The 26,065-nt window shown below is 66.0% G+C and carries 22 protein-coding genes; 11 read left to right on the top strand and 11 right to left on the bottom strand.

Annotation, left to right across the window (positions count from 1 at the left end):
* Positions 1-49 precede the first annotated feature (49 nt).
* Positions 50-799 (top strand): SDR family oxidoreductase, encoded by a 750-nt coding sequence (locus OU682_RS08150; protein WP_268941575.1) that lies wholly within the window; start codon positions 50-52, stop codon positions 797-799.
* A 50-nt stretch (positions 800-849) separates the two neighbouring features.
* Here the strand turns inward: OU682_RS08150 and OU682_RS08145 are convergent, their stop codons facing one another.
* Positions 850-1,614 carry a DeoR/GlpR family DNA-binding transcription regulator gene (locus OU682_RS08145; protein ID WP_268941574.1) on the bottom strand — a complete coding sequence of 255 codons (765 nt, stop codon included), beginning with the start codon at positions 1,612-1,614 and terminating at the stop codon, positions 850-852.
* 160 nt (positions 1,615-1,774) lie between these two features.
* Here OU682_RS08145 and OU682_RS08140 point away from each other — a divergent pair, with 160 nt between their 5' ends.
* The 8 genes from OU682_RS08140 (at position 1,775) to OU682_RS08105 (ending at position 10,914) form a co-directional block, all read left to right on the top strand.
* Positions 1,775-2,008 carry a hypothetical protein gene (locus OU682_RS08140; RefSeq protein ID WP_268941573.1) on the top strand — a complete coding sequence of 78 codons (234 nt, stop codon included), beginning with the start codon at positions 1,775-1,777 and terminating at the stop codon, positions 2,006-2,008.
* A complete protein-coding gene (locus OU682_RS08135; protein WP_268941572.1) occupies positions 2,005-3,072 on the top strand; it encodes an ABC transporter ATP-binding protein in 1,068 nt (355 codons plus the stop codon). The genes OU682_RS08140 and OU682_RS08135 overlap by 4 nt, the downstream gene beginning before the upstream one ends.
* On the top strand, positions 3,072-4,154 hold the full coding sequence (locus OU682_RS08130; protein WP_268941571.1) for an ABC transporter ATP-binding protein: 1,083 nt from the start codon (positions 3,072-3,074) through the stop codon (positions 4,152-4,154). Before OU682_RS08135 ends, OU682_RS08130 begins: the two co-directional genes overlap by 1 nt.
* Positions 4,154-5,020 carry a carbohydrate ABC transporter permease gene (locus OU682_RS08125; protein ID WP_268941570.1) on the top strand — a complete coding sequence of 289 codons (867 nt, stop codon included), beginning with the start codon at positions 4,154-4,156 and terminating at the stop codon, positions 5,018-5,020. Before OU682_RS08130 ends, OU682_RS08125 begins: the two co-directional genes overlap by 1 nt.
* Positions 5,020-5,841, top strand: coding sequence for a carbohydrate ABC transporter permease (locus OU682_RS08120; protein ID WP_268941569.1), 822 nt, complete (start codon positions 5,020-5,022; stop codon positions 5,839-5,841). The genes OU682_RS08125 and OU682_RS08120 overlap by 1 nt, the downstream gene beginning before the upstream one ends.
* On the top strand, positions 5,841-6,242 hold the full coding sequence (locus OU682_RS08115; protein ID WP_268941568.1) for a DUF2160 domain-containing protein: 402 nt from the start codon (positions 5,841-5,843) through the stop codon (positions 6,240-6,242). Before OU682_RS08120 ends, OU682_RS08115 begins: the two co-directional genes overlap by 1 nt.
* Before the next feature lie 37 nt (positions 6,243-6,279).
* Entirely contained in the window at positions 6,280-7,995 is a 1,716-nt protein-coding gene (locus OU682_RS08110; RefSeq protein WP_268941567.1) for an ABC transporter substrate-binding protein, read from the top strand.
* Between the two features lie 282 nt (positions 7,996-8,277).
* On the top strand, positions 8,278-10,914 hold the full coding sequence (locus OU682_RS08105) for an ATP-binding protein (protein WP_268941566.1): 2,637 nt from the start codon (positions 8,278-8,280) through the stop codon (positions 10,912-10,914).
* Here OU682_RS08105 and uvrB read toward each other — a convergent pair.
* The 10 genes from uvrB to coaBC all read right to left on the bottom strand — a co-directional run bounded on the left by uvrB (position 10,911) and on the right by coaBC (position 22,856).
* A complete protein-coding gene (gene uvrB / locus OU682_RS08100; protein ID WP_268941565.1) occupies positions 10,911-13,097 on the bottom strand; it encodes an excinuclease ABC subunit UvrB in 2,187 nt (728 codons plus the stop codon). The genes OU682_RS08105 and uvrB overlap by 4 nt on opposite strands.
* 154 nt (positions 13,098-13,251) lie before the next feature.
* Positions 13,252-14,466: an NAD(P)/FAD-dependent oxidoreductase gene (locus OU682_RS08095; RefSeq protein WP_268941564.1), complete on the bottom strand. Its 1,215-nt coding sequence runs from the start codon at positions 14,464-14,466 to the stop codon at positions 13,252-13,254.
* A 102-nt stretch (positions 14,467-14,568) separates the two neighbouring features.
* Positions 14,569-15,780: a cysteine desulfurase gene (locus tag OU682_RS08090; RefSeq protein WP_268941563.1), complete on the bottom strand. Its 1,212-nt coding sequence runs from the start codon at positions 15,778-15,780 to the stop codon at positions 14,569-14,571.
* A complete protein-coding gene (locus OU682_RS08085) occupies positions 15,777-16,370 on the bottom strand; it encodes a Yip1 family protein (protein WP_268941562.1) in 594 nt (197 codons plus the stop codon). Before OU682_RS08085 ends, OU682_RS08090 begins: the two co-directional genes overlap by 4 nt.
* On the bottom strand, positions 16,367-16,885 hold the full coding sequence (locus OU682_RS08080) for a hypothetical protein (protein WP_268941561.1): 519 nt from the start codon (positions 16,883-16,885) through the stop codon (positions 16,367-16,369). The genes OU682_RS08085 and OU682_RS08080 overlap by 4 nt, the downstream gene beginning before the upstream one ends.
* On the bottom strand, positions 16,858-18,192 hold the full coding sequence (locus OU682_RS08075) for a SufB/SufD family protein (protein WP_268941560.1): 1,335 nt from the start codon (positions 18,190-18,192) through the stop codon (positions 16,858-16,860). The genes OU682_RS08080 and OU682_RS08075 overlap by 28 nt, the downstream gene beginning before the upstream one ends.
* The gene (gene sufC / locus OU682_RS08070; protein WP_268941559.1) at positions 18,192-18,947 is read right to left on the bottom strand and encodes a Fe-S cluster assembly ATPase SufC; all 756 of its coding nucleotides are present in this window, start codon (positions 18,945-18,947) and stop codon (positions 18,192-18,194) included. Before sufC ends, OU682_RS08075 begins: the two co-directional genes overlap by 1 nt.
* Before the next feature lie 67 nt (positions 18,948-19,014).
* Entirely contained in the window at positions 19,015-20,559 is a 1,545-nt protein-coding gene (gene sufB / locus OU682_RS08065) for a Fe-S cluster assembly protein SufB (protein WP_268941558.1), read from the bottom strand.
* Positions 20,560-20,589: 30 nt separating this feature from the next.
* Positions 20,590-21,627 (bottom strand): cysteine desulfurase family protein, encoded by a 1,038-nt coding sequence (locus tag OU682_RS08060; RefSeq protein ID WP_268941557.1) that lies wholly within the window; start codon positions 21,625-21,627, stop codon positions 20,590-20,592.
* Positions 21,624-22,856, bottom strand: coding sequence for a bifunctional phosphopantothenoylcysteine decarboxylase/phosphopantothenate--cysteine ligase CoaBC (gene coaBC, locus OU682_RS08055; RefSeq protein WP_268941695.1), 1,233 nt, complete (start codon positions 22,854-22,856; stop codon positions 21,624-21,626). The genes OU682_RS08060 and coaBC overlap by 4 nt, the downstream gene beginning before the upstream one ends.
* 127 nt (positions 22,857-22,983) lie before the next feature.
* On the opposite strand from coaBC, the gene OU682_RS08050 reads away from it, so the two are divergent.
* The gene (locus OU682_RS08050) at positions 22,984-24,498 is read left to right on the top strand and encodes a YifB family Mg chelatase-like AAA ATPase (protein WP_268941556.1); all 1,515 of its coding nucleotides are present in this window, start codon (positions 22,984-22,986) and stop codon (positions 24,496-24,498) included.
* A gap of 61 nt (positions 24,499-24,559) precedes the next feature.
* Positions 24,560-25,957 (top strand): hypothetical protein, encoded by a 1,398-nt coding sequence (locus OU682_RS08045; protein ID WP_268941555.1) that lies wholly within the window; start codon positions 24,560-24,562, stop codon positions 25,955-25,957.
* Positions 25,958-26,065 lie beyond the last annotated feature (108 nt).

The raw sequence follows: 26,065 nt of genomic DNA, 5'->3' as shown, positions 1-26,065 counted from the left end.
GGCCTGCGACGTGGTCTGTAGGCCCGTTGTTCACTGAAAGGAGGATATGATGGTCAACCTTGAAGGCAAGGTCGTCCTGGTTACCGGGGCAAGCCGCGGCATCGGCGCCGCCGCTGCCCGCGCTTTTGCCGAAGCGGGGGCCGTGGTCGGCGTGATGGCACGGAATGCATCGGCCGTGGACGAACTGGCGGCCCGGATCGGCGGCGTCGCGCTGGCAGGTGATGTTGCCCGGTCCGGTGACATGGAGCGCGCCGTGGCCGCGTTGCGTGAACGCGCGGGGCGGCTTGATGTCCTTGTGAACAACGCCGGCCTGATCGGCCCCATCGCCGGGATCGCGGCGGCCGATGTCGATGAATGGTCGCAGGCGGTCGATGTCAACCTGAAGGGGGTCTTCCACGGAATGCGCGCCGCGCTGCCGGTGATGCGCGCCCAGGGTGGCGGAACGATCCTCACCATCGGCTCCGGCGCGGCCCACGCTCCCCAGCAGGGTTGGAGCGCTTATTGCGCAAGCAAGGCAGGCGCCTGGATGATGACCCGCGCCCTGGATCACGAGGCGCGCTCGGACGGCATTCGCGCGATCAGCCTTTCGCCGGGCACGGTGGCGACCGACATGCAAGACGCCATTCGGAAAAGCGGGGTGAACCCCGTCAGCCAGCTTGACTGGTCGGTGCATATCCCACCCGAATGGCCCGCGCAGGCGCTTGTGTGGCTGTGTGGCCCGGACGGAGACGAGTTTCTCGGGGCCGAGGTCTCGCTCAGGGACGAGGCCATCCGCCGTCGCGTCGGCCTTGTTCCCTAAGGGGGATTTGCTGACGCGGATCCAGAGGCGCTGTTGCCGCCAAGGAGGGTTCAGGTGTGCTGGGACGCTATTACCACGCGCGTCCCGGCTTCCTCGCAGACCTTTCGCAAGGTTTCGGGAAGCGGCTGGTCGATGACCACTGCGTCAAGCTCGGCCAGGGACACGACCCGGATCGGCGCCTTCTGCGCCAGTTTTGCGGCATCCGTCACCAGCCAGCGCTCACGCGCCTGGCGCAGGATGGCGCGGCTGACCTGCACCTCGGCCAGATCGAAGTCGAGGATGTCCCCGTCCTCGTCCAGCGCCGAGCAGCCGATGATGGCATAGTCGGTCTTGAAGTTCGCCATGAACTCGATGGTCAGATCCCCGATCAACCCGCCATCGGCGCGTCGCAGCAGGCCGCCCGCCACCAACACCTCGCAACTGTCGTTCGCGGCCAGGATGTTGGCCACGTTCAGGTTGTTGGTCACCACCGTCAGGTTGCGGTGGCGCAGCAGGGCGCGGGCGACTGCCTCGGTAGTCGTGCCGATGTTGAGAATGACCGAGCTGTTGTCGGAAATCTCGGCAGCGCAAGCGCGGCCGATGGCAGCCTTGGCGGCCTCGTTCATGCGGCGCCGTTCCTCGTAGGCGATGTTGCCGGCACCGCTGCGCAGGATCGCGCCGCCATGGACGCGGTCTAGGACACCTTGGTCGGCCAACTCGGCCAGATCGCGGCGGATCGTCTGCGGCGTCACTTCCAGCCGCATCGACAACTCCTCGACGCTGGCCCGCCCGGAGGCGCGCAGGATTTCGAGGATCTGCATCTGCCTGATATTCATCTGCGTCCCTCGTCTGGCAAGGCGGACCGGATGTCCGTTTGTTCAGGAGACCGCGCGCGGTCGATGTGTCAAGCGAAACAGGATGCGCACGAACGAACATCCATGTTGACAGATCGTGCCCGTGGATGTTCGACTTGGCGCGGGGGAGAGAGGAGCGGCAATGTCGGAGACGACGGACCTGTTCGTTACCGGTGGCGGGATTGACGCAACGATGCCGGGCGGTGCGCGGAGTGCGGCGTTGACGGAATCCGAACGGCGCTGGATGATCAAGCGGGAATGCACGCGAGATGCGGAGGGGGTGATGCGGCAACGCCCAAGGCTGGGGCTGCTGATGTCGCCCAGGCCATTCGCGGCGGTCGAGGATTGTGTTGCAGGCGAGAGGGTCGCGGCATGACGCTGGAGCTTCGGCGCGTCACCAAGGAGGTCGCAGGCCAGGCCTGGGTCCATCCGACCGACCTGGCCATGGGGCCGGGCAGCATGAACGTGCTGCTGGGACCGACGCTCTCGGGCAAGACCACGCTGATGCGGCTGATGGCGGGGCTGGACCATCCCACCGCCGGGCAGATCCTGTGGCAGGGCAAGGACGTGACCGGCCAGCGGGTGCAGGACCGGGGCGTGGCGATGGTCTATCAGCAGTTCATCAACTATCCGTCGATGAGCGTTTACGACAACATCGCCTCGCCGCTGCGGCTGCAGCGCGTCCCGCGGGCCGAGATCGACCGGCGCGTGCGCGAAACGGCGGCGATGATGCGGCTGACGCCTTTCCTTGATCGTCGTCCGCTGGAACTGTCGGGCGGCCAGCAGCAGCGCACCGCGCTGGCCCGCGCGCTGGCCAAGGGGGCGGGGCTGGTGTTGCTGGACGAACCCCTAGCCAACCTCGACTACAAGCTGCGCGAGGAACTGCGGGCCGAAATCCCCCGCATCTTCGAGGCATCGGGCGCGATCTTCGTCTATGCCACGACCGAACCCGAGGAAGCGCTGCTGCTGGGCGGCAACACCGCGACGCTGTGGGAAGGCCGGGTGACGCAGTTCGGCCCGACGCCACAGGTGTATCGCGCCCCGCAGGATGCCGTGACCGCGCGCGTGTTCAGCGACCCGCCGATGAACTTCAAGCGCATCGAGGTGAAGCGCGGCGAGGCGGCTCTGGACGAAGCCCGCTGGCGCGTGGATGTCACCGATGGCCAGTATACAGCAGGCTTCCGCGCGCCCCATCTGACGCTGGAGCAGAGCCCGCGCGCCGTTCCTCTGGTCGCGCAGCTTGACGCGATCGAGATCACGGGGGCGGAGACATTCCTGCACCTGCTGCACGGTGAGGACCGCTGGGTCGGGCTGGTTCCCGGCGTGCGGAAGCTGCCGCCGGGGGCGCCGCTGACCCTGTGGCTGGACCCGGCGCATGTTTATCTGTTCGACGACGGCGGCCGCCTTGCGCGCGCCGCCCCTTCCGCGGCGGCGGCGTAATGGCGCGGATCACGCTGGATTCCCTTGCCCACAGCTACAGCCCCGCGCCCGGGGCGGAAGGCGACTGGGCACTGAAGCCGATGTCGCTGACATGGCGGGACGGCGGAGCCTATGCGCTGCTGGGCAGTTCCGGCTGCGGCAAGACGACGTTGCTGAACATCATTTCGGGCCTTCTGCACCCCACCCGCGGGCGCGTGCTGTTCGGCGACCGCGACGTGACGGATCAGCCGACGGCTGCGCGCAACATCGCACAGGTGTTTCAGTTCCCGGTTGTCTACGACACCATGACGGTCCGCCAGAACCTCGCCTTCCCGCTCAGGAACCGCGGCCTTCCCGCCGACCGGATCGCCGCGCGGGTCGATGCGGTGGCCCGCATGATCGGGATGCAGGATGCGCTTGACCGGCGCGCGCAGGGGCTGACCCCGGATGCGAAACAGAAGATCAGCTTGGGCCGGGGGATGGTCCGGCAGGACGTGAACGCGATCCTGTTTGACGAGCCGCTGACGGTCATCGACCCGCAGATGAAATGGGAACTGCGCACCCAACTGAAGGCGCTGCACCGCGAGTTCGGCCACACGATGATCTACGTCACCCACGACCAGACCGAGGCGCTGACCTTCGCCGACGAGGTGGTGGTCATGTCCGAAGGCCGCGTGGTGCAGGCGGGCACCCCCCAGTCGCTGTTCGATGCCCCGGCGCATACCTTCGTGGGCTATTTCATCGGCTCGCCCGGCATGAACCTGCTGGATGCGCAGGTTTCAGGTGGGACCGCCCTTGTTGCAGGGACCACGATCCCGCTGGCGGCGCCCTATGCCGCGCCGAAGGGCCGCGTGCAGATCGGCATCCGCCCCGATGCCGCGCGGCCCAGCGCAGGCGAGGGCCTGCCCTTCCGCCTTATCCGCACCGAGGACGTGGGCCACCACCGCATCCTGCGCGGCGAGGTCGCCGGCGCACCCTTCAACCTTGTCGTCCCCGAGGACCAGCCGATCCTCGCCGGTTTCGACCGGGTGACGCTGGATCCCGCCCGCATCGGCGTCTTTGTCGATGACTGGCGCATCGAGCCGCTGGAAAGGGCCGCGTGATGGACAAGCCCGTCAACAACCGCGCCTGGTTCCTGGTCCTGCCGGTGCTGGTGCTGGTCGCGTTTTCAGCCGTGATCCCGCTGATGACGGTGGTGAACTATTCGGTGCAGGACACCTTCGGGAACAACCAGTTCTTCTGGAACGGCCTCGGCTGGTTCCAGGAGGTGCTGGAGTCGGATCGCATTCACGCAGCCCTGGGTCGCCAGCTTCTGTTCTCGGCCATCATCCTGTTCATCGAGATCCCGCTGGGCATCTTCATCGCGCTGAACATGCCCAAGCGGGGCTTCTGGGCCAGCCTCGTTCTGGTGCTGATGGCGCTGCCGCTGCTGATCCCGTGGAACGTGGTCGGCACCATCTGGCAGGTCTTCGGACGCGTGGACATCGGATTGCTGGGGCATACGCTGGCGGCGCTTGGCCTCGACTACAACTATGTGAACGACCCCGTGGATGCCTGGGCCACGATCATCGTGATGGACGTGTGGCACTGGACCAGCCTTGTCGCGCTGCTGTGCTATGCGGGGCTGCAGTCCATCCCCGACGCCTATTACCAGGCCGCGCGCATCGACCAGGCGAGCCGCTGGGGCGTGTTCCGCTTCATCGAACTGCCCAAGATGCGGGGCGTGCTGCTGATCGCGGTGCTGCTGCGCTTCATGGACAGCTTCATGATCTATACCGAACCCTTCGTCGTCACCGGGGGCGGCCCCGGCAACGCCACCACATTCCTGTCGATCGACCTGGTGAAGATGGCCATCGGGCAGTTCGACCTGGGCCCCGCCGCGGCCTTCAGCCTGATCTATTTCCTTGTGATCCTGCTGATCAGCTGGGTGTTCTATACCGTGATGACCGCGCAGAGAGAGACCCTGTGATGGCAGCCCTGCGCGCATCCCGCGGCTGGGGCTCGGCACTTGTCATGACGCTTTACCTGTCGTTCCTGCTGGTGCCGATCTACTGGCTCGTGAACATGAGCCTGAAGACCAACGCCGAGATCACCGGCACCTTCAGCCTGTGGCCGCTGAACCCGACACTGGACAACTATCGCACGATCCTGACAGACCCCAGCTGGTACATGGGCTATGTCAACAGCCTGATCTATGTGGTGATGAACACCGCCCTGTCGCTGGCCGTGGCCCTGCCGGCCGCCTATGCCTTCAGCCGCTATCGCTTCCTTGGCGACAAGCACCTGTTCTTCTGGCTGCTGACGAACCGCATGGCGCCGCCCGCCGTCTTTGCCCTGCCCTTCTTCCAGCTTTATTCCGCCATCGGATTGTTCGACACCCATATCGCCGTGGCGCTGGCCCACTGCCTGTTCAACGTACCCCTTGCGGTGTGGATCCTGGAAGGCTTCATGTCGGGCGTCCCGCGCGAGATCGACGAGACCGCCTATGTCGACGGCTATTCCTTTCCGCGCTTCTTCGTGCGGATCTTCATGCCGCTGATCGCCAGCGGCATCGGCGTGGCCGCCTTTTTCTGCTTCATGTTCAGCTGGGTCGAACTGCTGCTGTCGCGCACCCTGACATCGGTGAACGCCAAGCCCATCGCGGCGACGATGACCCGCACCGTCAGCGCCTCCGGCCTTGACTGGGGCGTCCTGGCGGCGGCGGGGGTTCTGACCATCCTGCCAGGCGCCTTGGTGATCTGGTTCGTGCGGAACTACATCGCCAAGGGCTTTGCCCTGGGGAGGGTGTGATGCGCGCGCGTTCCCTTGCTGCAGGCTTCGTCATCGCCGCCCTGCTGATGCTGGGCCTGCTTGCCTGGCTGATCCTGCTGGTCCCCGCCGAGGACGGCGTCCGCGAATGGACGGGCAGCCTCAATCCCGGCGGCTGGATGGCCTGGACCTTTCCGACCGCCCTTTTCTTCTGGGTGATAACCGCGCTGCTGCTGGCCTTCACCTGGGCCGCGATCCGTTTCCCCGAGACGCCGCGCAAGGGCGTTCTCGGCATCCTGACGACCCGGGGCGACCGGCTGTTCATCAGCCTGCTCGGCTCGGCCTTCGTGAACCTCGCCTGGCTTGGCCTTGGAGGAGCGCCAGCCTGGGGAGGACTGCTTGTGTCGCTGATCTACGCCGCGGCGGTGTTCCGCTGGGTGTGAGAACCGGGCCATTCGGCCCATCTGGGGAGGAAACGTTATGAAGTTTTACCTGACGACCGCCATGGCGCTGGCGCTGATGGCGACCGGCGCACAGGCCGGAATGGAGGAGGCAAAGGCTTTCCTCGACAGCGAGATCGGCGACATGTCCAGCCTGGATCGCGCCGCCCAGGAAGCCGAGATGCAATGGTTCGTCGACGCCGCCCAGCCCTTTGCGGGGATGGAGATCAAGGTGGTGTCGGAACCGATCACGACCCACGATTATGAAAGCAAGGTCCTTGCGCCCGCCTTTACCGCGATCACCGGAATCAAGGTCACGCATGACCTGATCGGCGAAGGCGACGTGATCGAGAAGCTGCAGACGCAGATGCAGTCGGGCGAGAACATCTATGACGCCTATGTCAACGACAGCGACCTGATCGGCACGCACTGGCGCTATCAGCAGGCGCGGAACCTGACTGACTGGATGGCGAATGCCGGGAAGGACGTCACCAACCCGAACATCGACATCGACGACTTCATCGGCAAGTCCTTCACCACCGCGCCGGACGGCGACCTGTATCAGCTGCCCGACCAGCAATTCGCCAACCTTTACTGGTTCCGCGCCGACTGGTTCGACGACGAGACGAACAAGGCCGAGTTCAAGGAGAAATACGGCTATGACCTGGGCGTGCCGATCACCTGGTCGGCCTATGAGGACATCGCCGAGTTCTTCACGGGCCGCGAGATCGACGGCAAGAAGGTCTATGGCCACATGGACTATGGCAAGAAGGACCCTTCGCTTGGCTGGCGCTTCACGGATGCCTGGCTGTCGATGGCCGGGAACGGCGACAAGGGCATCCCGAACGGGCTGCCGGTTGACGAATGGGGCATCCGCGTGGATGAAAACAGCCGTCCCATCGGCAGCTGCGTCGCCCGCGGCGGCGACACCAACGGCCCGGCGGCGGTCTATGCGCTGCAGAAATACCTGGACTGGCTGTCCAAATACGCCCCGCCCGCGGCGCAGGGCATGACCTTCAGCGAATCCGGCCCGGTGCCCAGCCAGGGCGAGGTCGCCCAGCAGATGTTCACCTATACCGCATTCACGGCCGATTTCGTCAAGGAAGGCCTGCCGGTTGTGAACGAGGATGGCACGCCCAAGTGGCGGTTCGCCCCCTCGCCCCACGGCGCCTACTGGCAGGACGGGATGAAGCTTGGCTATCAGGACGTGGGATCCTGGACCCTGATGAAATCGACGCCCGATGACCGGGCCAAGGCGGCCTGGCTTTATGCGCAGTTCGTCACCTCGAAGACCGTGGACGTGAAGAAAAGCCATGTCGGCCTGACCTTCATCCGCCAGTCCACGCTGGACCACCAGTCCTTCACGGACCGCGCGCCGAAGCTGGGCGGGCTGATCGAGTTCTACCGCAGCCCCGCCCGGCTGCAATGGTCACCCACGGGGACCAACGTGCCGGATTACCCGAAGCTTGCGCAGCTGTGGTGGCAGGCGATCGGCGACGCGGCCACGGGCGCCAAGACCGCGCAAGAGGCGATGGACAGCCTTTGCGCCGAGCAGGAAAAGGTCATGGAACGGCTGGAGCGCGCGGGCGTGCAGGGCGACATCGGCCCCAAGCTGGCCGAGGAGCAAGACCTTGAATGGTGGAACGCCCATGCCAAGGAAAATGGCGGCCTTGCCCCTCAGCTGAAGCTGGAGAACGAGGATCCGCAGCCGGAAACCATCAACTATGACGAGCTGGTGAAAAGCTGGCAGCAGTGACGGACTTCCCGAGAACCCGGGTTTCCCGGGTTCTCGTTCAACCGGCATTCGCGGGATGATCTCCCACGGGCGGCCAAGACGCGCGCATGTTTCGCGCGCTCGTTGTTCCCTGCGCGCCTGACGGGGCGACCGGGGCAACAATCGTCGCATCCTCTTTCCGCGCAACCCAGCGACACTCTTGCAGCTTCGCGCCGTGCAGGCAAATATCCGCGCACGGAGACAGGAAATCCCTTGCCCGGGGAAGACAACCCCGACAAGTCGACGCGCGATCAGGACAGACAGATGAATATTCAATGGCCCGCCTCCACCTGGCTGCCTGTCACCAGCAGCGAGGTGGCGCAACAGATTGCCTTGCGCGACTGGTCGGCGACGTCCTTGGGCCCGCTTGACGTCTGGCCGCTTTCGCTGCGCGCCATCCTGTCGGCCATGCTGACCTGCCCGACGCCCATGTATCTGGCCTGGGGGCCAGAGCTTGTGTCGTTCTACAATGACGCCTATCGCCCGATCCTGGGTTATCGCGAGCAAAATGCGCTTGGCCGCCCGTTCCGTGACCTGTGGGCGAGCATCTGGGACGACATCTCGCCCCTGGTCGATTCCTGCCTGCGCGGCGAAAGCCAGCAGATGGTGGACATGCCGCTCGACCTCAGCCGCACTGGCGAGCCCGAGGAAAGCTACTGGACCTTCACCTATTCGCCAGTCTTCGGCGACGACGGGCGCATTGCCGGGCTGCTTTGCGTCACGAATGAAACAACGGCGCGGATCCTGGCGGAACGCGCCCGCGCCAAGGCGGACGAGCGGCTGAACCTTGCGATGGCGGCGGGAAACAGTGTTGGCATCTGGGACTGGGAAGTGCCGGAAGACCGCGTCACGGCAGACAGCCGCTTCGCCGCCCTGTACGGGGTCGACAAGGCCATGGCCGCAGGCGGCGCCAGGGTCGAGGAATTCTTCAAGGGCATCCATCCGGACGACCGCCCCCGGGTCGAGGCCGAAGTGGCCCAGGCGGTGCGCACGGTCGGCTTGTTCAGTTCGGAATACCGGCTGCTGCGCGCGGATGGCACGATCCGCTGGGTATCGGCGCAGGGGCGCTCGATTCCCGGCCCGGACGGGCGCTGCATCCGGCTGCCCGGTGTCAGCTATGACATCACCGAGGTGAAGGAGGCCGAACTGAAGCTGCGCGCCGCCAAGGAGGAACGGGAATTCGTCCTGGAACAGATCGGCCGCCAGCGAGTGCTGACCGATCCGAGGGAGATCCTGCACAGATCGTCCGAGGCACTGGGCCGGAGGCTTGGCGTGAACCGGGTGGGCTTCTATCGGCTGACCGGCCCCGACAGCATCTGTCACGAGGCATCCTGGACGGACGGCACGCTGGACCCGCTGATCGGGATGCAACCAACCAACCATTACGGCATTCACGCCGACACCGAGCGCCGGGCGGGGCGGTGCCTGGTCTTCGGCGACAGCCGTCGGGACGCGGATGGCCAGCTTGCGCCCTATGCAGACGAGGGCGTCCTGGCCGGGCTCTGCGTGCCCTTGCTGACCAACGGACGGTGGGCTGCCGGCATCTATCTTCACCAGGCTGCGGTGCGCAGCTGGACCGAGCCCGAAGTCACGCTCGCCAAGGAGATCGTGCAGCAAACCTGGCTGGCGATGGAGCGGGCCGAGGCCCTGCTCAGCCTGAACCGCCGGATCGAGGAACAGGACGCCACCATTGCCCAACGGGAAATCGTCCTGCGGGACGAGTTCGCGCGCCGCGAAGCCGCCGAACTCCAGCTGCGACAGTTGCAGAAGATGGAGGCCGTGGGCCAACTGACGGGCGGCATCGCGCATGACTTCAACAACATGCTTGCCGTGGTCATCAGCGGGTTGAACCTGACCCAGCGCCAGCTGGCCCGGGGCAACACCGATGTCGGCCAGTATATCGAGGGCGCCCTTGAGGGGGCAAACCGGGCCGCCGCCCTGACGCAGCGGCTGCTGTCCTTTTCGCGCCAGCAGCCGCTGGAGCCTGCGGTGGTCGATGCCAACGGCCTGCTGACCGGGCTTTCGGACATGCTGTCGCGGTCCCTCGGCGAAACGATCGTTCTGGAAACACTGCTGCAGCCGGATCTTTGGGCCATCAAGCTCGATCGCAACCAGCTGGAAAACGCCATCGTCAACCTGGCGGTCAACGCGCGCGACGCCATGCCGAACGGCGGGCGGGTCCTGCTTCAGACGAAGAATGTCCATCTGAATGGCAATCAGGCCCGTGCCCTTGGAATGGAGCCGGGCGAGCATGTCCGCATCCGCGTGAAGGATACCGGCAGCGGCATGACGCCCGAGGTGCTGTCCAAGGCCTTCGATCCTTTCTTCACCACCAAGCCGACAGGCCGGGGAACGGGGCTTGGCCTGAGCCAGGTCTATGGCTTCATCCGCCAGTCGGGTGGGCATGTCTCGATCAGGTCGCAGACCGGAGAAGGCACGATCGTCGATCTGTATCTGCCACGCTGCCAAGAGGGCGCATTCCAGACCCCGCGCGACCAGGCGGCTGATGTGCCCCTGGGCCGGCCCGAAGACGTGATCCTGGTCGTCGAGGACGAGGACCGCGTGCGCAGCTTTACCGTCTCGGCCCTGCGCGAGTTGGGCTATGCGGTGCTTGAGGCGGCGTCCGGTACAGCGGCCCTGGCGCTGCTGGACGCTCGGCAGGATATCCGGCTGCTGTTCACCGACGTGGTGATGCCGCAGATGACCGGCCCGCAACTGGTGGACCAGGCGCAGGCCCTTCGTCCCGACCTGCGCGTCCTTTACACCAGCGGATATACCGGCAAGTCGCTGGAAACCGACGACCGGATCAGGTCGGGCGGGAACTTCCTGCCCAAGCCCTTCAGCTTCGACCAGCTTGCGCGCAAGATCAACGACGTGCTGTCCCGCCCGCCGATGGGTTAGCGCCGCCGTTTCGACCGCTTGTTGCCGCCCCGCTGCCCTGCCCGGCCCGCAGTGGACCGGCCCGAGGCCTTGACGGCTTCCTCTGCCGCCTCCTCGATAACGGACTGGCGCGCCAGCGGATCGTCGGCGACAGCCAGTTCGACCGCCTCCAGGCGCTTCACCTCGTCGCGAAGGCGGGCGGCTTCCTCGAACTCCAGGTTCTCGGCGGCCTTGCGCATCTGCGCGCGCAGGGCGTCCAGATGCGCCTGCAGGTTCGCGCCAACCATCGGTCGGTCGACCTTGGTGGTGACGCGCGACTGGTCGGTATCGCCCTGCCACAGGCCTGCCAGCACATCCTCGACGTTCTTGCGAACAGTTTGCGGCGTGATGCCGTGGGCCTCGTTATAGGCCATCTGCTTCTGGCGGCGGCGTTCGGTTTCCGCCATGGCGCGTTCCATGCTGCCGGTGATGCTGTCGGCATAAAGGATCACCCGCCCGTCCACGTTCCGCGCGGCCCGGCCGATGGTCTGGATCAGCGAGGTTTCGGACCGCAGGAAGCCTTCCTTGTCCGCATCCAGGATCGCCACCAGCCCGCATTCGGGGATGTCCAGGCCTTCGCGCAGCAGGTTGATGCCCACAAGCACGTCGAAGGCGCCAAGCCGCAGGTCGCGCAGGATCTCGATCCGCTCGATGGTGTCGATGTCGCTGTGCATGTAGCGGATGCGGATGCCCTGCTCGTGGAAATACTCGGTCAGATCCTCGGCCATCCGTTTCGTCAGCGTCGTGACCAGCGTGCGCAGGCCTGCCGCGCTGACCTTGCGGATTTCGTCCAGCAGGTCGTCCACTTGCATCTCGACCGGGCGGATCTCGATCTGGGGGTCCAGAAGGCCGGTGGGCCGGATGATCTGTTCGGTGAAGACGCCGCCGGTCTGGTCCATCTCCCATTGCGCGGGGGTGGCGCTGACAAAGACCGACTGCGGGCGCATGGCGTCCCATTCCTCGAACTTGAGGGGGCGGTTGTCCATGCAGCTTGGCAGGCGGAAGCCGTGCTCGGCCAGCGTGAACTTGCGCCGGAAGTCGCCCCGATACATGCCGCCGATCTGGGGCACGGAAACGTGGGACTCGTCGGCGAAGACGATGGCGTTGTCGGGGATGAACTCGAACAGCGTGGGGGGCGGTTCGCCCGGCGCGCGGCCGGTCAGGTAGCGGGAATAGTTTTCGATCCCGTTGCAGACGCCGGTCGCCTCCAGCATCTCGATGTCAAAGTTCGTGCGCTGCTCCAGCCGCTGGGCTTCCAGCAGCTTGCCCTCGTCCACCAGCTGCTTGAGCCGGCCCTGAAGCTCGGCCTTGATGCCCTTGATCGCCTGCTGCAGCGTCGGGCGCGGCGTGACGTAGTGGCTGTTGGCATAGATGCGGATCTGGCGGAAGTTGTCGGTCTTCTGCCCGGTCAGCGGATCGAACTCCGTGATCGCCTCAAGCTCGTTCCCGAAGAAGTCGAAGCGCCAGGCGCGGTCCTCAAGGTGGGCGGGCCAGACCTCGACCACGTCGCCGCGGACGCGGAAGCCGCCCCGCTGGAAGGCCGCGTCAAGGCGCTTGTACTGCTGGGCGACGAGCTGGTTCAGGAATTCGCGCTGGTCATAGCTGTCGCCCACGATCATGTCCTGGGTCATCGCCGAATAGGTCTCGACCGAGCCGATGCCATAGATGCAGCTGACCGATGCGACGATGATCACGTCGTCGCGTTCCAGAAGCGCGCGCGTGGCCGAGTGGCGCATCCGGTCGATGGCCTCGTTGATCTGCGATTCCTTTTCGATATAGGTGTCCGACCGGGGGACATACGCCTCGGGCTGATAGTAGTCGTAGTAGCTGACGAAGTACTCGACCGCGTTGTCGGGGAAGAAGCCCTTGAACTCGCCGTAAAGCTGGGCCGCCAGCGTCTTGTTCGGGGCCAGGATGATGGCGGGGCGCTGCGTGGCCTCGATCACCTTGGCCATGGTGAAGGTCTTGCCGGTGCCCGTCGCGCCCAGCAACACCTGGTCGCGTTCGCCCGCCTGCACCCCTTGGGTCAGTTCGACAATGGCGGTCGGCTGGTCGCCCGCTGGCTGGAATTCGCTTTTCATCACGAAGCGCCGCCCGCCTTCCAGCTTGGGGCGGGTGACTTCGATCGGGCGCGCAACCGGCGCGTTGGTATTGTTGTGACCCATGGGCGACCCTTGTGCGGCAGAGCCTTAAGGTGTGTTCCCGGGCGCGAAAGTCAACCGGGACTGCTGACGGTTTGCGGCAGCAGGGGGCGCTCGCGCCCCCTCTTGGCCTGTGGCCAATTCACCCCCTGAGGATATTTGGGTGAAGAAGAACCAGTCAGCGTTTGAAACGAGCGGGGTTCAATTCTGCCCATCCTTGGCCGCCGTCGAACTCCTCGGCGAGGATCTCCGCTGTCACGGGGCCGAGCGTGAACCCCTGGTGGCCGTGGCCGAAATGCGCCCAGAGGTTCGGCTGGTCGGGGACGCGGCCGATCACCGGCAGCATGTCGGGGATGCAGGGACGGCGGCCGGTCCAGGGTTCGGCCTCGACCGGGCTGCCGATGTCGAACAGTTCCCGTGCGGCCCTTTCGCCGTGTTTCAGTTGCGGCGGCGTCAGGCGCGGGTGGCTGGTCAGCTCGGCGGCGGTGGCGATCCGCAAGCCCCGGCGCATCGGCGACAGCACGACCGAATTGCCGAAATCGGCGATCGGATGCTTCGGGGGCGTCTCCATGCGGTAATGGCGGTGATAGCCGCGCTTGAAGACCATCGGCACGGTCAGGCCGAAGCGCTGCAGCAGCATCGGCGACCAGGGGCCAAGCGCCACCACCGCATGTTCGCCCGTCGCCTCGCCTGCCTGCCAGCCCTTCCCGGCGCGGTGCAGGTCGCCCGCGTCGCCGTTGACGATCCTCCCCCCGCGCCTTTCGAACAGGCTCGCGTAGGCCGCGACCAGCCCGCCGGGGTCAGAGCAGGTCCAGGTGTCGGCCCAATGGGTCGCGCCCTCGACCTCGATCTTGATGGCGGGTTCCAGGGCGCGCAGGGCCTTTCCGTCCATCAGCCTGGCCTCGACGCCAAAATCATCGAGGAAGCGCTTGGCAGTGATACGGGCCTTTTCCATCCGCGCGGGGGTGCGATGCACCTCGATGTAGCCGTCGCGGCTGATGATGTTGTCGGCGCCCGCAGCTTCGACGAGGGGGGCGTGACGCTCGGTCGATTGGCGGATCAGCTTGCCCCAGGTCAGCGTTGCCCGGCGGTGACCCGCGGGCAGCGAGTTGATGGCATAGGTCCAGACCGCGTTCAGTTGCGACAACAGGCCCGGCAGGTTCCATTTGACGTCGTAGCCGCGCCCCATGGCGATCTGCAGCAGCGCGCCGGGGGCCAAGGGCATGGCATAGGGCTCGACCGCCTCTGTCTGGATCAATCCCGCATTGCCATAGCTGGTTTCGCGCCCCGGCACGCCGCGTTCGACGATGGTGACCTGATGCCCGCGCGCCTGCAACGCCAGGGCGGTCGTAACGCCCACCATGCCCGCACCCAGAACCAGAATCTCTGCCATATCCGCACCTTGACCCGTGTTTTGGTCAGGGATGCAGACATTCCAGAAATCCGGCAAGGACTATCGCATGATCTTCGGCCTCTACCGAAAACTTTGCAAGATTCAGGCGAAAAGCTCGCGGCAGAAGCTCAAACCTTCGACCAAAGCATCCACTTCCTGCTTCGTGTTGTACATCGCGAAGGAGGCACGGGCGCTGGCGGTGATTCCGAAGAACTCCATCAACGGCATGGCGCAATGGCTGCCCGCGCGGACGGCGATGCCGCGCTTGTCCAGGATGGTGGACAGGTCATGGGCATGGGCGCCCTGCATGGTCATCGAAAAGATCGCGCCCTTTCCCGGCGCATCGCCTTGGACCTGCAGCCAGTTCAGGCTGCGCAGCCGGTCGCGGGCATAATCGCGCAGGGACCGTTCATGGGCGGCAATGTTCTCCATACCCAGATCCATGAGGTATTCCAGCGCCGCGCCTAGGCCGATCTGGTTGACGATGCCGGGGGTGCCCGCTTCGAACCGCAAGGGCGGATCGGCATAATCGACGCCCTCGCGCGTCACCGTCCGGATCATGTCGCCGCCCCCCATAAAGGGCCGCATCTCGGCCTGCCGCTCGCGCCGGATCCACATCGCGCCCGACCCCGAGGGGCCGTAAAGCTTGTGCCCGGTGATGCAGTAGAAATCGACGCCCAGCGTCGCCAGATCGACCGGCATGTGAACCGCCGCCTGAGAGCCGTCCGCCAGCACCGGCACGTCGGTGCCCCGCGCGATGGCGCCCACATCGACGACGGTGCCGGTCACGTTCGACATATGCGTGACGGCGATCAGCTTTGTCCTTGGTCCGACCGCCGCCAGCACCTTTTCAGGCGGCAGGCTGCCGTCGGGTTCCGGTTCCACCCATTTCAGCACCACACCCTGCCGTTCGCGCAGGAAATGCCAGGGCACGATATTAGCATGGTGTTCCAGCACCGACAGGACGATCTCATCCCCCGCCTGCAGGCGCGGCGCGGCCCAGCCATAGCTGGCCAAGTTGATGCCTTCAGTGGATCCGCTGGTGAAGATCACCTCGTCTTCGTGCGGGGCGTTCAGGAAGCGCGCGATGGTCGCGCGGACGCGTTCGTAATTCTCGGTGGCCAGATTCGACAGGAAATGCAGGCCGCGATGGACATTGGCATATTTGTCCTCATAGGCGCGGGTGATCGCGTCGATGACCTGGCGCGGCTTTTGCGCGCTGGCGCCGCTGTCCAGATAGACCAGCGGACGGCTGTTGACCTGCCGCGACAGGATCGGGAAGTCGGCGCGGACCTTGTCGATATCAAAGCTCATTGCGGTATCTCCGGCATGATCCCAAAGGCGGCGGCAAGAATGGACAGAACGAACCCTGCCCCGATTGCGGTTCCGATCAGGCCCATCGTGACCTTCAGCGTGCTGCGGAACCCGTGCAGCGCCTTGGTGAATTGAACCGTCAGCCACAGGAACAGGACCATCGCGGCGATCCCCAGCAGCCCGGCGGCCGAGGGAAGGACCATCGACAGCACAAGTTGGGCGGCCTGAACCAGCAGCAGCAGAACCTCGATCCAGACGGTCAGCAGCAGCGCATCCTCGAACCGGCCCTGGCCCCCGAACATCCGGCCGACGCCGGACATCAGGCCCGCTGCCAGCAGGATGGCCACCATCTGCATCACGGCCATGACCATGGGCTGCTGGCTCAGCATGATGACCTGGACGCTCTCCTCGGCCGGGGCAGCGAACATTGCCGAGGCAAGCCAGGCCAGCAGCGCCGAGACCGACACGGCGGCCAGCAGCGCCATCCAGCGCGCCTGGATCGGCCAGTTCTGCCGCATCAGCAGATGCGCCGCGACCTGCGGATCACGGAAGGACAATCCGACCAATGCCTTGAAGTCGTTGAAACTCATCTTCGCCTCGCCAGCGCCGCAATGCCGGCGCCCCAGATCATCAGAAAGCCCAATCCGCAGACCGCCTGAGTCAGGGTCAGTCCGGGACCCTGACCGACCAGTCCGGCAACCAGTCCGGCCAGCAGCATCGCGGGCGCCACGGCCAGCAGCGCCCAGAACAGCGCAAGCCGGGAGTCGCCGGGCGCCAGTCGCCATGGCGTCAGCCGGGACAGGGCAGAGGTCAGCGCCGCAAGGCCATAGGCCAGTATCGGCATCAGGAACATCACCCCCAGCAACGCACCTGCCATGCGGGCCTGGAAAGGAACCGAGGGGTCAAGCTGCGCCATTCGCGCATTGGCGGGCGCCTGCGCGATCAGGAAGACCAGCATCGCCGCCATCAGCACCACGAGCTTGACCGCTTCCGGCATGGCGGAAAGGCCCCGCACCACCTGGCGCGGGGCCCACCAGCTTTGCAGCACGCGGGGAAGAATGCCCCCCTGCGCGCGCCTTACTGAACCGCGTTCAGGGTCAGCCACACGTCGAGCCGTTCATAGATGCGGTCACGAATCCCATCGTCCTCGACCTCGGCCAGCGCGTCGGCCAGGAAGGACAGGACCAGGAACACGATGGCCCGTTCGCGCGACACCCCGCGCGAGCGGAGATAGAACAACGCTTCCTCGTCGATCGCGCCGGTGGTCGAGCCGTGAGAGCATTTCACGTCGTCGGCATAGATCTCCAGTTCCGGCTTGGCGAGGAATTGGCTGCGTTCGTCAAGAAGCAGCGCCTGGCTGATCTGGTAGCCGTCGGTCTTCTGCGCGCCGGGCTTGACCAGGATCTTGCCCTGGAACACGCCCGTCGCGCCGTTCTTCAGGACCTTCTTGAAGACCTGGCGGCTTTCGCAGCGTTCGGCCCCGTGGGTAACGAAGACGGTGTCGTCCTGATGGAAGGGCGCCTGCGCGCCATCGCCCAACACAGCGGCAGCGATATGGGCCACGGCATCGTCGCCCGCGATGTCGATCACGGCCTCGTTGCGCATCATCGTGCCCTTCACCGACAGGGTGAAGGACTTGAACTGCGCCCTGGCCGCAATGCGGGCGAAGATGTGGCCGATGCCGACCTTGGGATCGACCGCGCGCTTCGAGGCGACATGGTGGAACTTCGCGCCCTCGGCCAGATCGACCTCGATCACGCTGTTCGACCGGGCACCCGACATGCCGGTTTCCAGCAGCGTCAGTTCCGCGCCTTCCTCGACGCGGATGACATGGTGCCAGACCGCGTCCGCGCTGTCCGAGGCGCGGCGATGCACCACATGCAACGGCTTGGCAGGGGTCGCCGTTACGCGGATCAGCAGCCCGTCGCGCGCTGCCACCGTGTTCAGCGCCGCAAAAGGCCGCTTCACGGGTTTCTGGCCCGCAGCCTCCAGCTTGCCATACAGGTCCGCCGCCCAGCTTCCCGCCGCATCGGCCTGGGCCAGGGTCGCGATCTCGACCCCTTCCAGCGCAAGATCGTCCGAAGCGGCCTCGTCGAAGACACCGTCCACGAAGACCAGCGTCAGCTTGTCCAGCCCGTCGAACAGCGGCGTCTCGTCGGCATCCGGAACCGCAAGCGCCGCAGGCACCGGAGCATTGAAGCTGCGCGGATCGGTATAACGCCAGTATTCGTCGCGCGGACCGGGCAGCCCCATGTCCTGCAAGCGCGCCAGAGCATCCCGGCGGGCCGCCGCCGTGAACCCGCCCTGCGGCAGGCTCAGGGCCGCCAGCCGGGCATCCAGCGCACCGGCGGGCTTGGGCGCGCCGTCGATGGTCGGCGTCTGGTCCTTTGCCTTGACTGCGGTGTCAGCCATCAGCCGACCTCCGCCAGAAGATCGCCATAGCCTTGCTGTTCGACCTGAAGCGCCAGTTCCGGGCCGCCCGACTTCACGATCCGGCCATTCGCCATGATATGCACCACGTCCGGCTGGATGTGGTTCAGCAGCCGCTGGTAATGCGTGATGACCAGGAAGCTGCGCTCGGGCGAACGCAGCGCGTTCACGCCGTCCGACACCAGCCGCATCGCGTCCACATCCAGGCCCGAGTCGGTTTCGTCCATGATGCACATGCGCGGTGCCAGCATGGCCATCTGCAGGATCTCGTTGCGCTTCTTTTCGCCGCCCGAGAAGCCCACGTTGACCGGGCGCTTCAGCATATCGGGGCTGATCTGCAGTTCCGCCGCCTTGGTGCGCACCAACTTCAGGAAATCGCCCGAGGACAGTTCCTCCTCGCCGCGCGCCTTGCGCTGCGCGTTCACCGCAGTCCGCAGGAAGGTCATGTTGCCAACGCCGGGGATCTCGACAGGATACTGGAATGCCAGGAACAGGCCCGCGGCCGCGCGTTCCTCGGGCTCCATGTCCAGCAGGCTTTCGCCGTCCAGCGTGGCGGAACCCTCGGTCACCTCATAACCGTCGCGGCCCGACAGGACATAGGACAGGGTCGATTTTCCCGAACCGTTCGGGCCCATGATCGCGTGAACCTGACCGGCGGGGACCTCCAGCGACAGACCCTTCAGGATCTGCTTGTCCTCTTCCTCAAGTTTCACGTGCAAGTTTTCGATTTTCAGCATCTTTTCCTCATCAGATGGTGGCGGCGGTGCCGAAGCCACGGCACCATCATCAAATCCCGTCGTGGCCTCAGCCGACCGAGCCTTCCAGCGAAATGGCGACCAGCGACTGCGCTTCCATGGCGAACTCCATCGGCAGGGCCTGCAGCACCTCGCGGCAGAAGCCGTTGACGACTAGGGCCACGGCCTCTTCCTCGTCCATGCCGCGCTGGCGGCAATAGAACAGCTGGTCGTCATCGACCTTGGAGGTCGTCGCCTCGTGCTCGACGCGGCTCGAGGTGTTCTTCACCTCAATATAGGGCACCGTATGGGCGCCGCACTGGTCGCCGATCAGCAGGCTGTCGCACTGGGTATAGTTGCGGCTGTTGGTGGCGCGCGGGTGCATTGTCACCAGACCACGATAGGTGTTCTGCGCCTTGCCTGCGGAAATACCTTTGGAAACAATACGAGAGCGCGTGTTCCTGCCAAGATGGATCATCTTGGTGCCGGTGTCGGCCTGCTGCATGTTGTTGGCAATGGCGATGGAATAGAACTCGCCCTGCGACTCGTCGCCCCGCAGGATGCAGGACGGGTATTTCCAGGTGATCGCGGACCCGGTTTCCACCTGCGTCCACATCACCTTGGCGCGGGCCTCGCGGCAGTCGGCGCGCTTGGTGACGAAGTTGTAGATGCCGCCCTTGCCTTCCTCGTCGCCGGGGAACCAGTTCTGGACGGTCGAGTATTTCACCTCGGCATCTTCCAGCACGACGATCTCGACCACCGCCGCGTGCAGCTGGTTCGTGTCGCGCTTGGGCGCAGTGCAGCCTTCCAGATAGCTGACATAGCTGCCCTTATCCGCGATGATCAGCGTGCGTTCGAACTGGCCGGTGTTTTCCGCGTTGATGCGGAAATAGGTGGACAGCTCCATCGGGCATTTCACACCCTTGGGGACATAGACGAAGGACCCGTCCGAAAACACCGCGCTGTTCAGCGTGGCGAAGAAGTTGTCGGACTGCGGCACCACGGAGCCGAGGTATTTCTTCACCAGTTCGGGATGCTCACGGATCGCCTCGCTGATGGAACAGAAGATCACGCCGGCCTGGGCGAGTTCCTCCTTGAAGGTCGTGCCGACCGAGACGCTGTCGAACACCGCATCGACAGCCACGCGCCGCCCTTCGGTCGCGGCGATCGCCATGTCCATGGCGGGCGACGGCGAAGCCCCCTCGACGCCGGCGAGGATCATCTGCTCCTTCAGCGGGATGCCCAGCTTTTCATAGGTCGCCAGCAGTTTCGGATCGACCTCGTCCAGGGACTTCGGCTTTACTTCCATGCTTTTCGGGCGGGCGTAATAGAACTGGTCCTGATAGTCGATTTCAGGATAGTTCAGCATCGCCCATTTCGGTTCCGTCATGGTCAGCCAGCGGCGATAGGCTTCCAGCCGCCATTCCAGCATCCATTCCGGCTCGTTGTTCTTTTGCGAGATCAGGCGGACGATATCTTCATTCAGCCCCTTCGGGGCATAGTCCATCTCGATCTCGGTTTCCCAGCCATACTTGTAGCTGCCCATGTTCTGCACGGTCTCGACCGTTTCGCGGTCGACGCCCTCGCGCACTTCAAGATCGATGGTTGCAGTCATCCTTTGTCCTTCCCAAGGCTGGGTGGTCGCCTAGCCGTTGCGTTCGCGCCAGCGTCCATACGCGCTTTCCCACGCATCCGCAAATCGGTTCACCTGATCGTCGCCCATAGCCGGGCTTATCGAGATCCGAATTGCCGATTGCGCGGCCTTATCGTCGAAACCCATGGCCTGCAAAACTCCGCTGGCCCGGACCTTGCCCGAGGAACAGGCCGACCCTGCCGAAATGGCAAAGCCCGCCAGATCCATCTGCATGACCTGGGTTTCACCCTTCCAGCCCGATGTAAGAAGACAGGTGGTGTTCGGCAAGCGCCTTGCGCCTTTTCCAGCAATGATTGTGCCCGGCAAGGACAGCAGCCGTTCCTCCAACGCGTCGCGGCGGGCGGCGACCTCGTCCCAAAGGCCCGCCTCAAGTTCCTTCTGCGCCGCCGTGGCGGCCGCGGCAAAGCCGAGGATGCCAAGCAGGTTCTCGGTCCCGCCGCGGCGGCCCTGCTCCTGCCCGCCGCCGCGGATGATCGCCTCGACATCGGTGCCGCGCCTGACGACGAGGGCGCCGATCCCCTTGGGACCGCCAAGCTTGTGGGCGCTGACGAAGCCTGCGGTGATGCCAAGCCAGTTGAAGGCAAAGGGGACCTTGCCGAAGGCTTGCGTCAGGTCGCTGGACCCCAGGCCTTCGGGCAGGGTCTGGATCACGCCGGTCTCGTTGTTGGCCAGTTGCAGGCTGGCCTGCGCGGGGGCCGGCGCGGTGACGATGCCATCGCCATCCACTGCTAGATCCTGTTCGCACCAGACCTTGATCGCGCTGTGCTCGACCGGCGCGCAATGGATGCCACGGCCCGCCAGCACCATCGCCGCAGCCTCGGTCGTGCCCGAGGTGAAGATCACATCCGCCCCTTCCGCGCCAAGCGCCGCCGCGATCTGTTCGCGCGCGCGCTCCATCGCCATCTTGGCCGCCCGCCCCTCGCTGTGGACGGATGAGGGATTGCCCACGATCTCCATCCCCTCGCGCATCGCGGCCTTCGCTTCCTCGCGCAGGGGGGTGGTGGCGTTCCAGTCGAGATAGGTTCTCATGCGATCGCCCCCGCGATCTTCTGCGCCAGCCTGCGCGCCACGGCGTCCTTGGCCATGCGCGGCCATTCCTCGGCGCCGTCGTCGGTGATGACGGTCACGGCGTTCTCTGACCCGCCCATGATCCCGGTGCCTTCGCTGACATCATTCGCGACGATCCAGTCACAGCCCTTGCGCAGCCGCTTGTCGGTGGCATGGGCAAGCACATCGTTGGTTTCGGCGGCAAAGCCCACCACCAGCCGGGGCCGCCGTTCATCGGCGCGGCTGATCCAGGCCAGGATGTCGGGGTTCTCGGTCATCTCCAGCACCGGGGCCTTGCCGCTGCCGTCCTTCTTCATCTTCTTGGCGGAGGAATTCCTGATCCGCCAATCCGCCACGGCGGCGGCCATCACCGCCGCGTCGGCGGGCAGCGCGGCCTCGACCGCGTCGCGCATCTGCCGGGCGGTCTGGACGCGGATCACCTCGACGCCTTCGGGCGGGGCGATCTCGGCGGGGCCGGTGACAAAGCTGACCCGTGCGCCCATGTCGCGCAGGGCCGCCGCAATCGCCGTTCCCTGCGCACCCGAGGATCTGTTGGCGATATACCGCACCGGGTCGATGGGCTCATGCGTCGGGCCAGAGGTGACGATCACATGCCGTCCGGACAAGGCGCCCGTGCGCACCTGCGCCTCGGGCAGCAGCTTCAGCGGCTGCGGGGCCAGTTCCTCGCGGATGGCCTCCAGGATCGCCTCGGGTTCGGACATCCGGCCGGCGCCGTACTCGCCGCAGGCCATGTCGCCCTCCTCGGGGCCGACGAACAGGATGCCGTCGTTGCGCAGCACCCGCAGGTTCCGCTGCGTCGCGGGGTGGTTCCACATCCGCACGTTCATCGCAGGTGCGACCAGAACGCGCTTGTCGGTTGCCAGCAGCAGGGTCGATGCCAGGTCGTCCGCGAGCCCATGCGCCATCTTCGCCAGCAGGTCGGCGGTCGCAGGCACCACGACCACCAGGTCGGCCTTGCGCGACAGCTGGATATGACCGATCTCGGCCTCGGCCGCGATGTTCCACAGGCTGTCATGCACGGCCTCTCCGGCCAGCACGGACAGGGTCATCGCGGTGGTGAACTGCGCCCCCGCCTGCGTGAGGACCGGCGTGACGGATGCACCCTCGGCCCGGATCAGGCGGATCAGTTGCGGGACCTTGAAGGCCGCGATGCCGCCGCCCACGATCAACAGGATGCGCTTGCCGTTCATCTTGCCCCCTTGGCGTTCCGCATCAGACACATAGCCCCCCGGCCCTTGTGTCGCAAGCAATCGCCTCCTGTTAACCTTTCCTTAAGCCCCCTGCCGTTAACCATCACGGGAACGAAAAGGGGAAGTCATGGTCGCGATCGCCTATTCCGTTGCCTTCGAGGGGATCGAGGCGCGGCTGGTCGAGGTTCAGTGTTCCGTCGCCGCTGGCCTGCCGGGCTTTGCCATCGTGGGCCTGCCCGACAAGGCCGTCAGCGAGGCGCGCGAACGCGTCAAGGCGGCGTTCGGATCGCTGGCCATTGCCATGCCGAACCGCCGCCTGACCGTGAACCTGTCCCCTGCGGACATGCCCAAGGAAGGCTCGCATTTCGACCTGCCCATCGCGCTGGCGATCCTTGCCGCGCTTGAAATCGTCCCGGCCGAGGAACTGTCGCGCTGCGTGGCCCTGGGGGAACTTGCGCTTGACGGGCGGCTGGTCGCGGTGACGGGCGCCCTGCCCGCCGCCATGGCCGCGGCCGAGGATGACCGCGCCCTGATCTGCCCCCGCGCCTGCGGTCCGGAAGCCGCCTGGGTCGATGCCGTCCCAGTTCTCGCCCCCGCCACGCTGCGCGAGGTGATCGACCACTTGACCGACCGCGCCCCCATTGCCCGAGCGACCCCCGGCATGATCGGTGACGCGCCCTTGCGTGGCTGCCTGTCCGAGGTGAAGGGCCAGGAGCGCGCCAAGCGCGCCCTGGAAATCGCGGCGGCGGGACGGCATCACCTGCTGATGGTCGGCCCGCCCGGCGCGGGCAAGTCCATGCTGGCCGCCCGCCTGCCCGGCCTGATGCCACCCCTCGGCCCGGTCGAGGCGCTGGAAACCTCCATGATCCATTCGCTGGCGGGCACGTTGGACGATGGCGGCATTTCCCGCCGCGCGCCGTTCCGCGAGCCGCATCACACGGCGTCCATGGCCGCCATCGTCGGCGGCGGGCGTGGTGCCAAGCCCGGAGAGATCAGCCTGGCCCACAACGGCGTCCTGTTCATGGACGAGTTTCCCGAGTTTCCCCGGCAGGTCCTCGAAACCCTGCGCCAACCCATCGAGACCGGCGAGGTCGTGGTGGCCCGTGCCAACGCCCATATCCGCTATCCCTGCCGGTTCCTGCTGGTCGCTGCCGCAAATCCCTGCCGCTGCGGCTACCTGGCCGATGCGGCGCGGGCCTGTTCACGCGCGCCGGTCTGCGGGTCGGACTACATGGGCAAGATCTCGGGGCCGCTGATGGACCGCTTCGACTTGCGCCTGGAGGTTCCGGCCGTCGGCTTCATGGACCTGGAACTGCGCTCGGACGGGGACACGTCGGCGCAGGTGGCGGCACGCGTGGCTGCGGCGCGGGACGTGCAGGCCGCGCGGTTCCGCGACCATCCGCAGGTGCGGGTGAATGCCGAGGCCTCGGGCGGGCTGCTGGACGACATTGCCGCGCCCGATGGCGAAGGCCGGGCGCTGATTCTCAAGGCCTCCGAACGCCTGGGCCTGACGGCGCGCGGCTATCACCGGATCCTGCGCACCGCGCGCACCATCGCCGATCTGGCCGGCTCCGCTGCCATCCGAGCGCCCCATCTGGCCGAAGCGATCAGCTACAGGCTGCCTTTCGTCGCTGGCGGCTGACGAATTGCGCATCGTGCAGGACGGGGATATGGCGGTCGGACTCTGACCAGGGACCCGCGTCATGCCCCCACTCAGCGCCCAGATCGGCGGCATCCTGACCACCGCCGCCCTGCTGGCGACGATCCCCTATCAATACGGGGCCGGAGAGAGCTTTGCGATGGTCGCTGCCGCGCTGCTGGTCGCTGCCCTGGCGCTTTTCTCCCTGACGGTCCGCCTGTCGAGGCTGGCCTTTGTCGTCGTCGGGATCGGCCTGATTGCCTGGGCAGCCGCGACCCGCGGCGACTGGATGCAGGCCACAATGACCGCACTGACGCGCGGGGGCTTCATCATCGCGCTGTTCACCGCGCTGTCGGCCCTGCGCAGCGCCGCCATCGGTTCTCAGGCGATCCTGGATTGCGGGCGTTTCCTGGCGCGCCAACCGCCCGGCCGCCGTTACCTGGCGCTGACGGTTGGCGGGCACCTGTTCGGGCTGATCCTGCTTTACGGCTCGATCTCGCTGCTGGGCTCGCTCGCTGCCGAAAGTACGGCGCGCGAGACGAACGAGGAACTGCGCCGCCACCGCCTGCGCCGGATGCTGGTGGCGATCCAGCGTGGCTTCGCCTCGACCCTGTGCTGGTCGCCGATGGCGCTGTCCATGGCGGTCACGATCCCCGTGGTGCAAGGCGCCTCCTGGGCGGGCGCGGTGGCCTTCTGCCTGGTCAGTTCGGCCCTGATGATCGGCATCGGCTGGGGACTTGACGCGATCTTCAAGCCGCGGCTGGCGGTCCCGCCGCCGCCGCGCGCGGCTGAAACCGACAGCTGGCAGCCGCGACTGCGGCCCTTGCTGGTCCTGCTGGGCATCGTGGTCAGCAGCGTCTTCCTGCTGCATGGCGCGGCCGGCGTCGCCGTGACCGGAGCCGTCATGACCGTGGTGCCGCTGATCGCCATGGCCTGGACCCTGATCCTGCCTCCGGCACCGGGGGGACGCATGACGACGCTTGCGGCCCGCATCGGTCAATTCGCGACGCGGGAATTGGCCGGCTACCGGGGCGAGATCGTTCTGCTGTTCATGGCGGGCTTCATCGGCAGCCTGGGATCATACCTGCTGGTTCCGATCATGCAGGCCCACGGCCCCGATCTGTCCGCGGTTCCGCCGCTGCTGATGGTGGCCGCGATGGTCTGGATCATCCCGCTGACGGGACAGATCGGCATGAACCCGATCCTTGCCGTGTCGCTCCTGGTGCCCTTGTTGCCGACCTCTGCCGCCCTGGGGATCCATCCCACGGCGATGGTCATCGCCATCACCGGGGGCTGGGCGCTCAGCGGAAACACATCGCCCTTCACCGCATCCGTCCTGCTGGTCGGAAAGCTGGGCGGCGTCGAGGCCCGCCATGCCGGGATGCGATGGAACGGCCTTTATGCGCTGGTGACCGGTTCCGTTCTGACCCTCTGGGTGCTGATCGCCGCGTCCCTTCTGTAAGGACTGCGGCGATCCTTCTCACTCGACCTCGACCAGCAGGTCCTTGGCGTCGATCTGTTCGCCCGGGCGCACGTGGATGGCCTTGATGGTGCCGTCGCGGTCGGCATG

The sequence above is a fragment of the Paracoccus benzoatiresistens genome (assembly GCF_026913015.1).
Lineage (GTDB): Bacteria > Pseudomonadota > Alphaproteobacteria > Rhodobacterales > Rhodobacteraceae > Paracoccus > Paracoccus benzoatiresistens.
The sequence above is the reverse complement of the archived record's forward strand: the minus strand, read 5'-3'. Positions and strand labels throughout refer to the sequence as shown.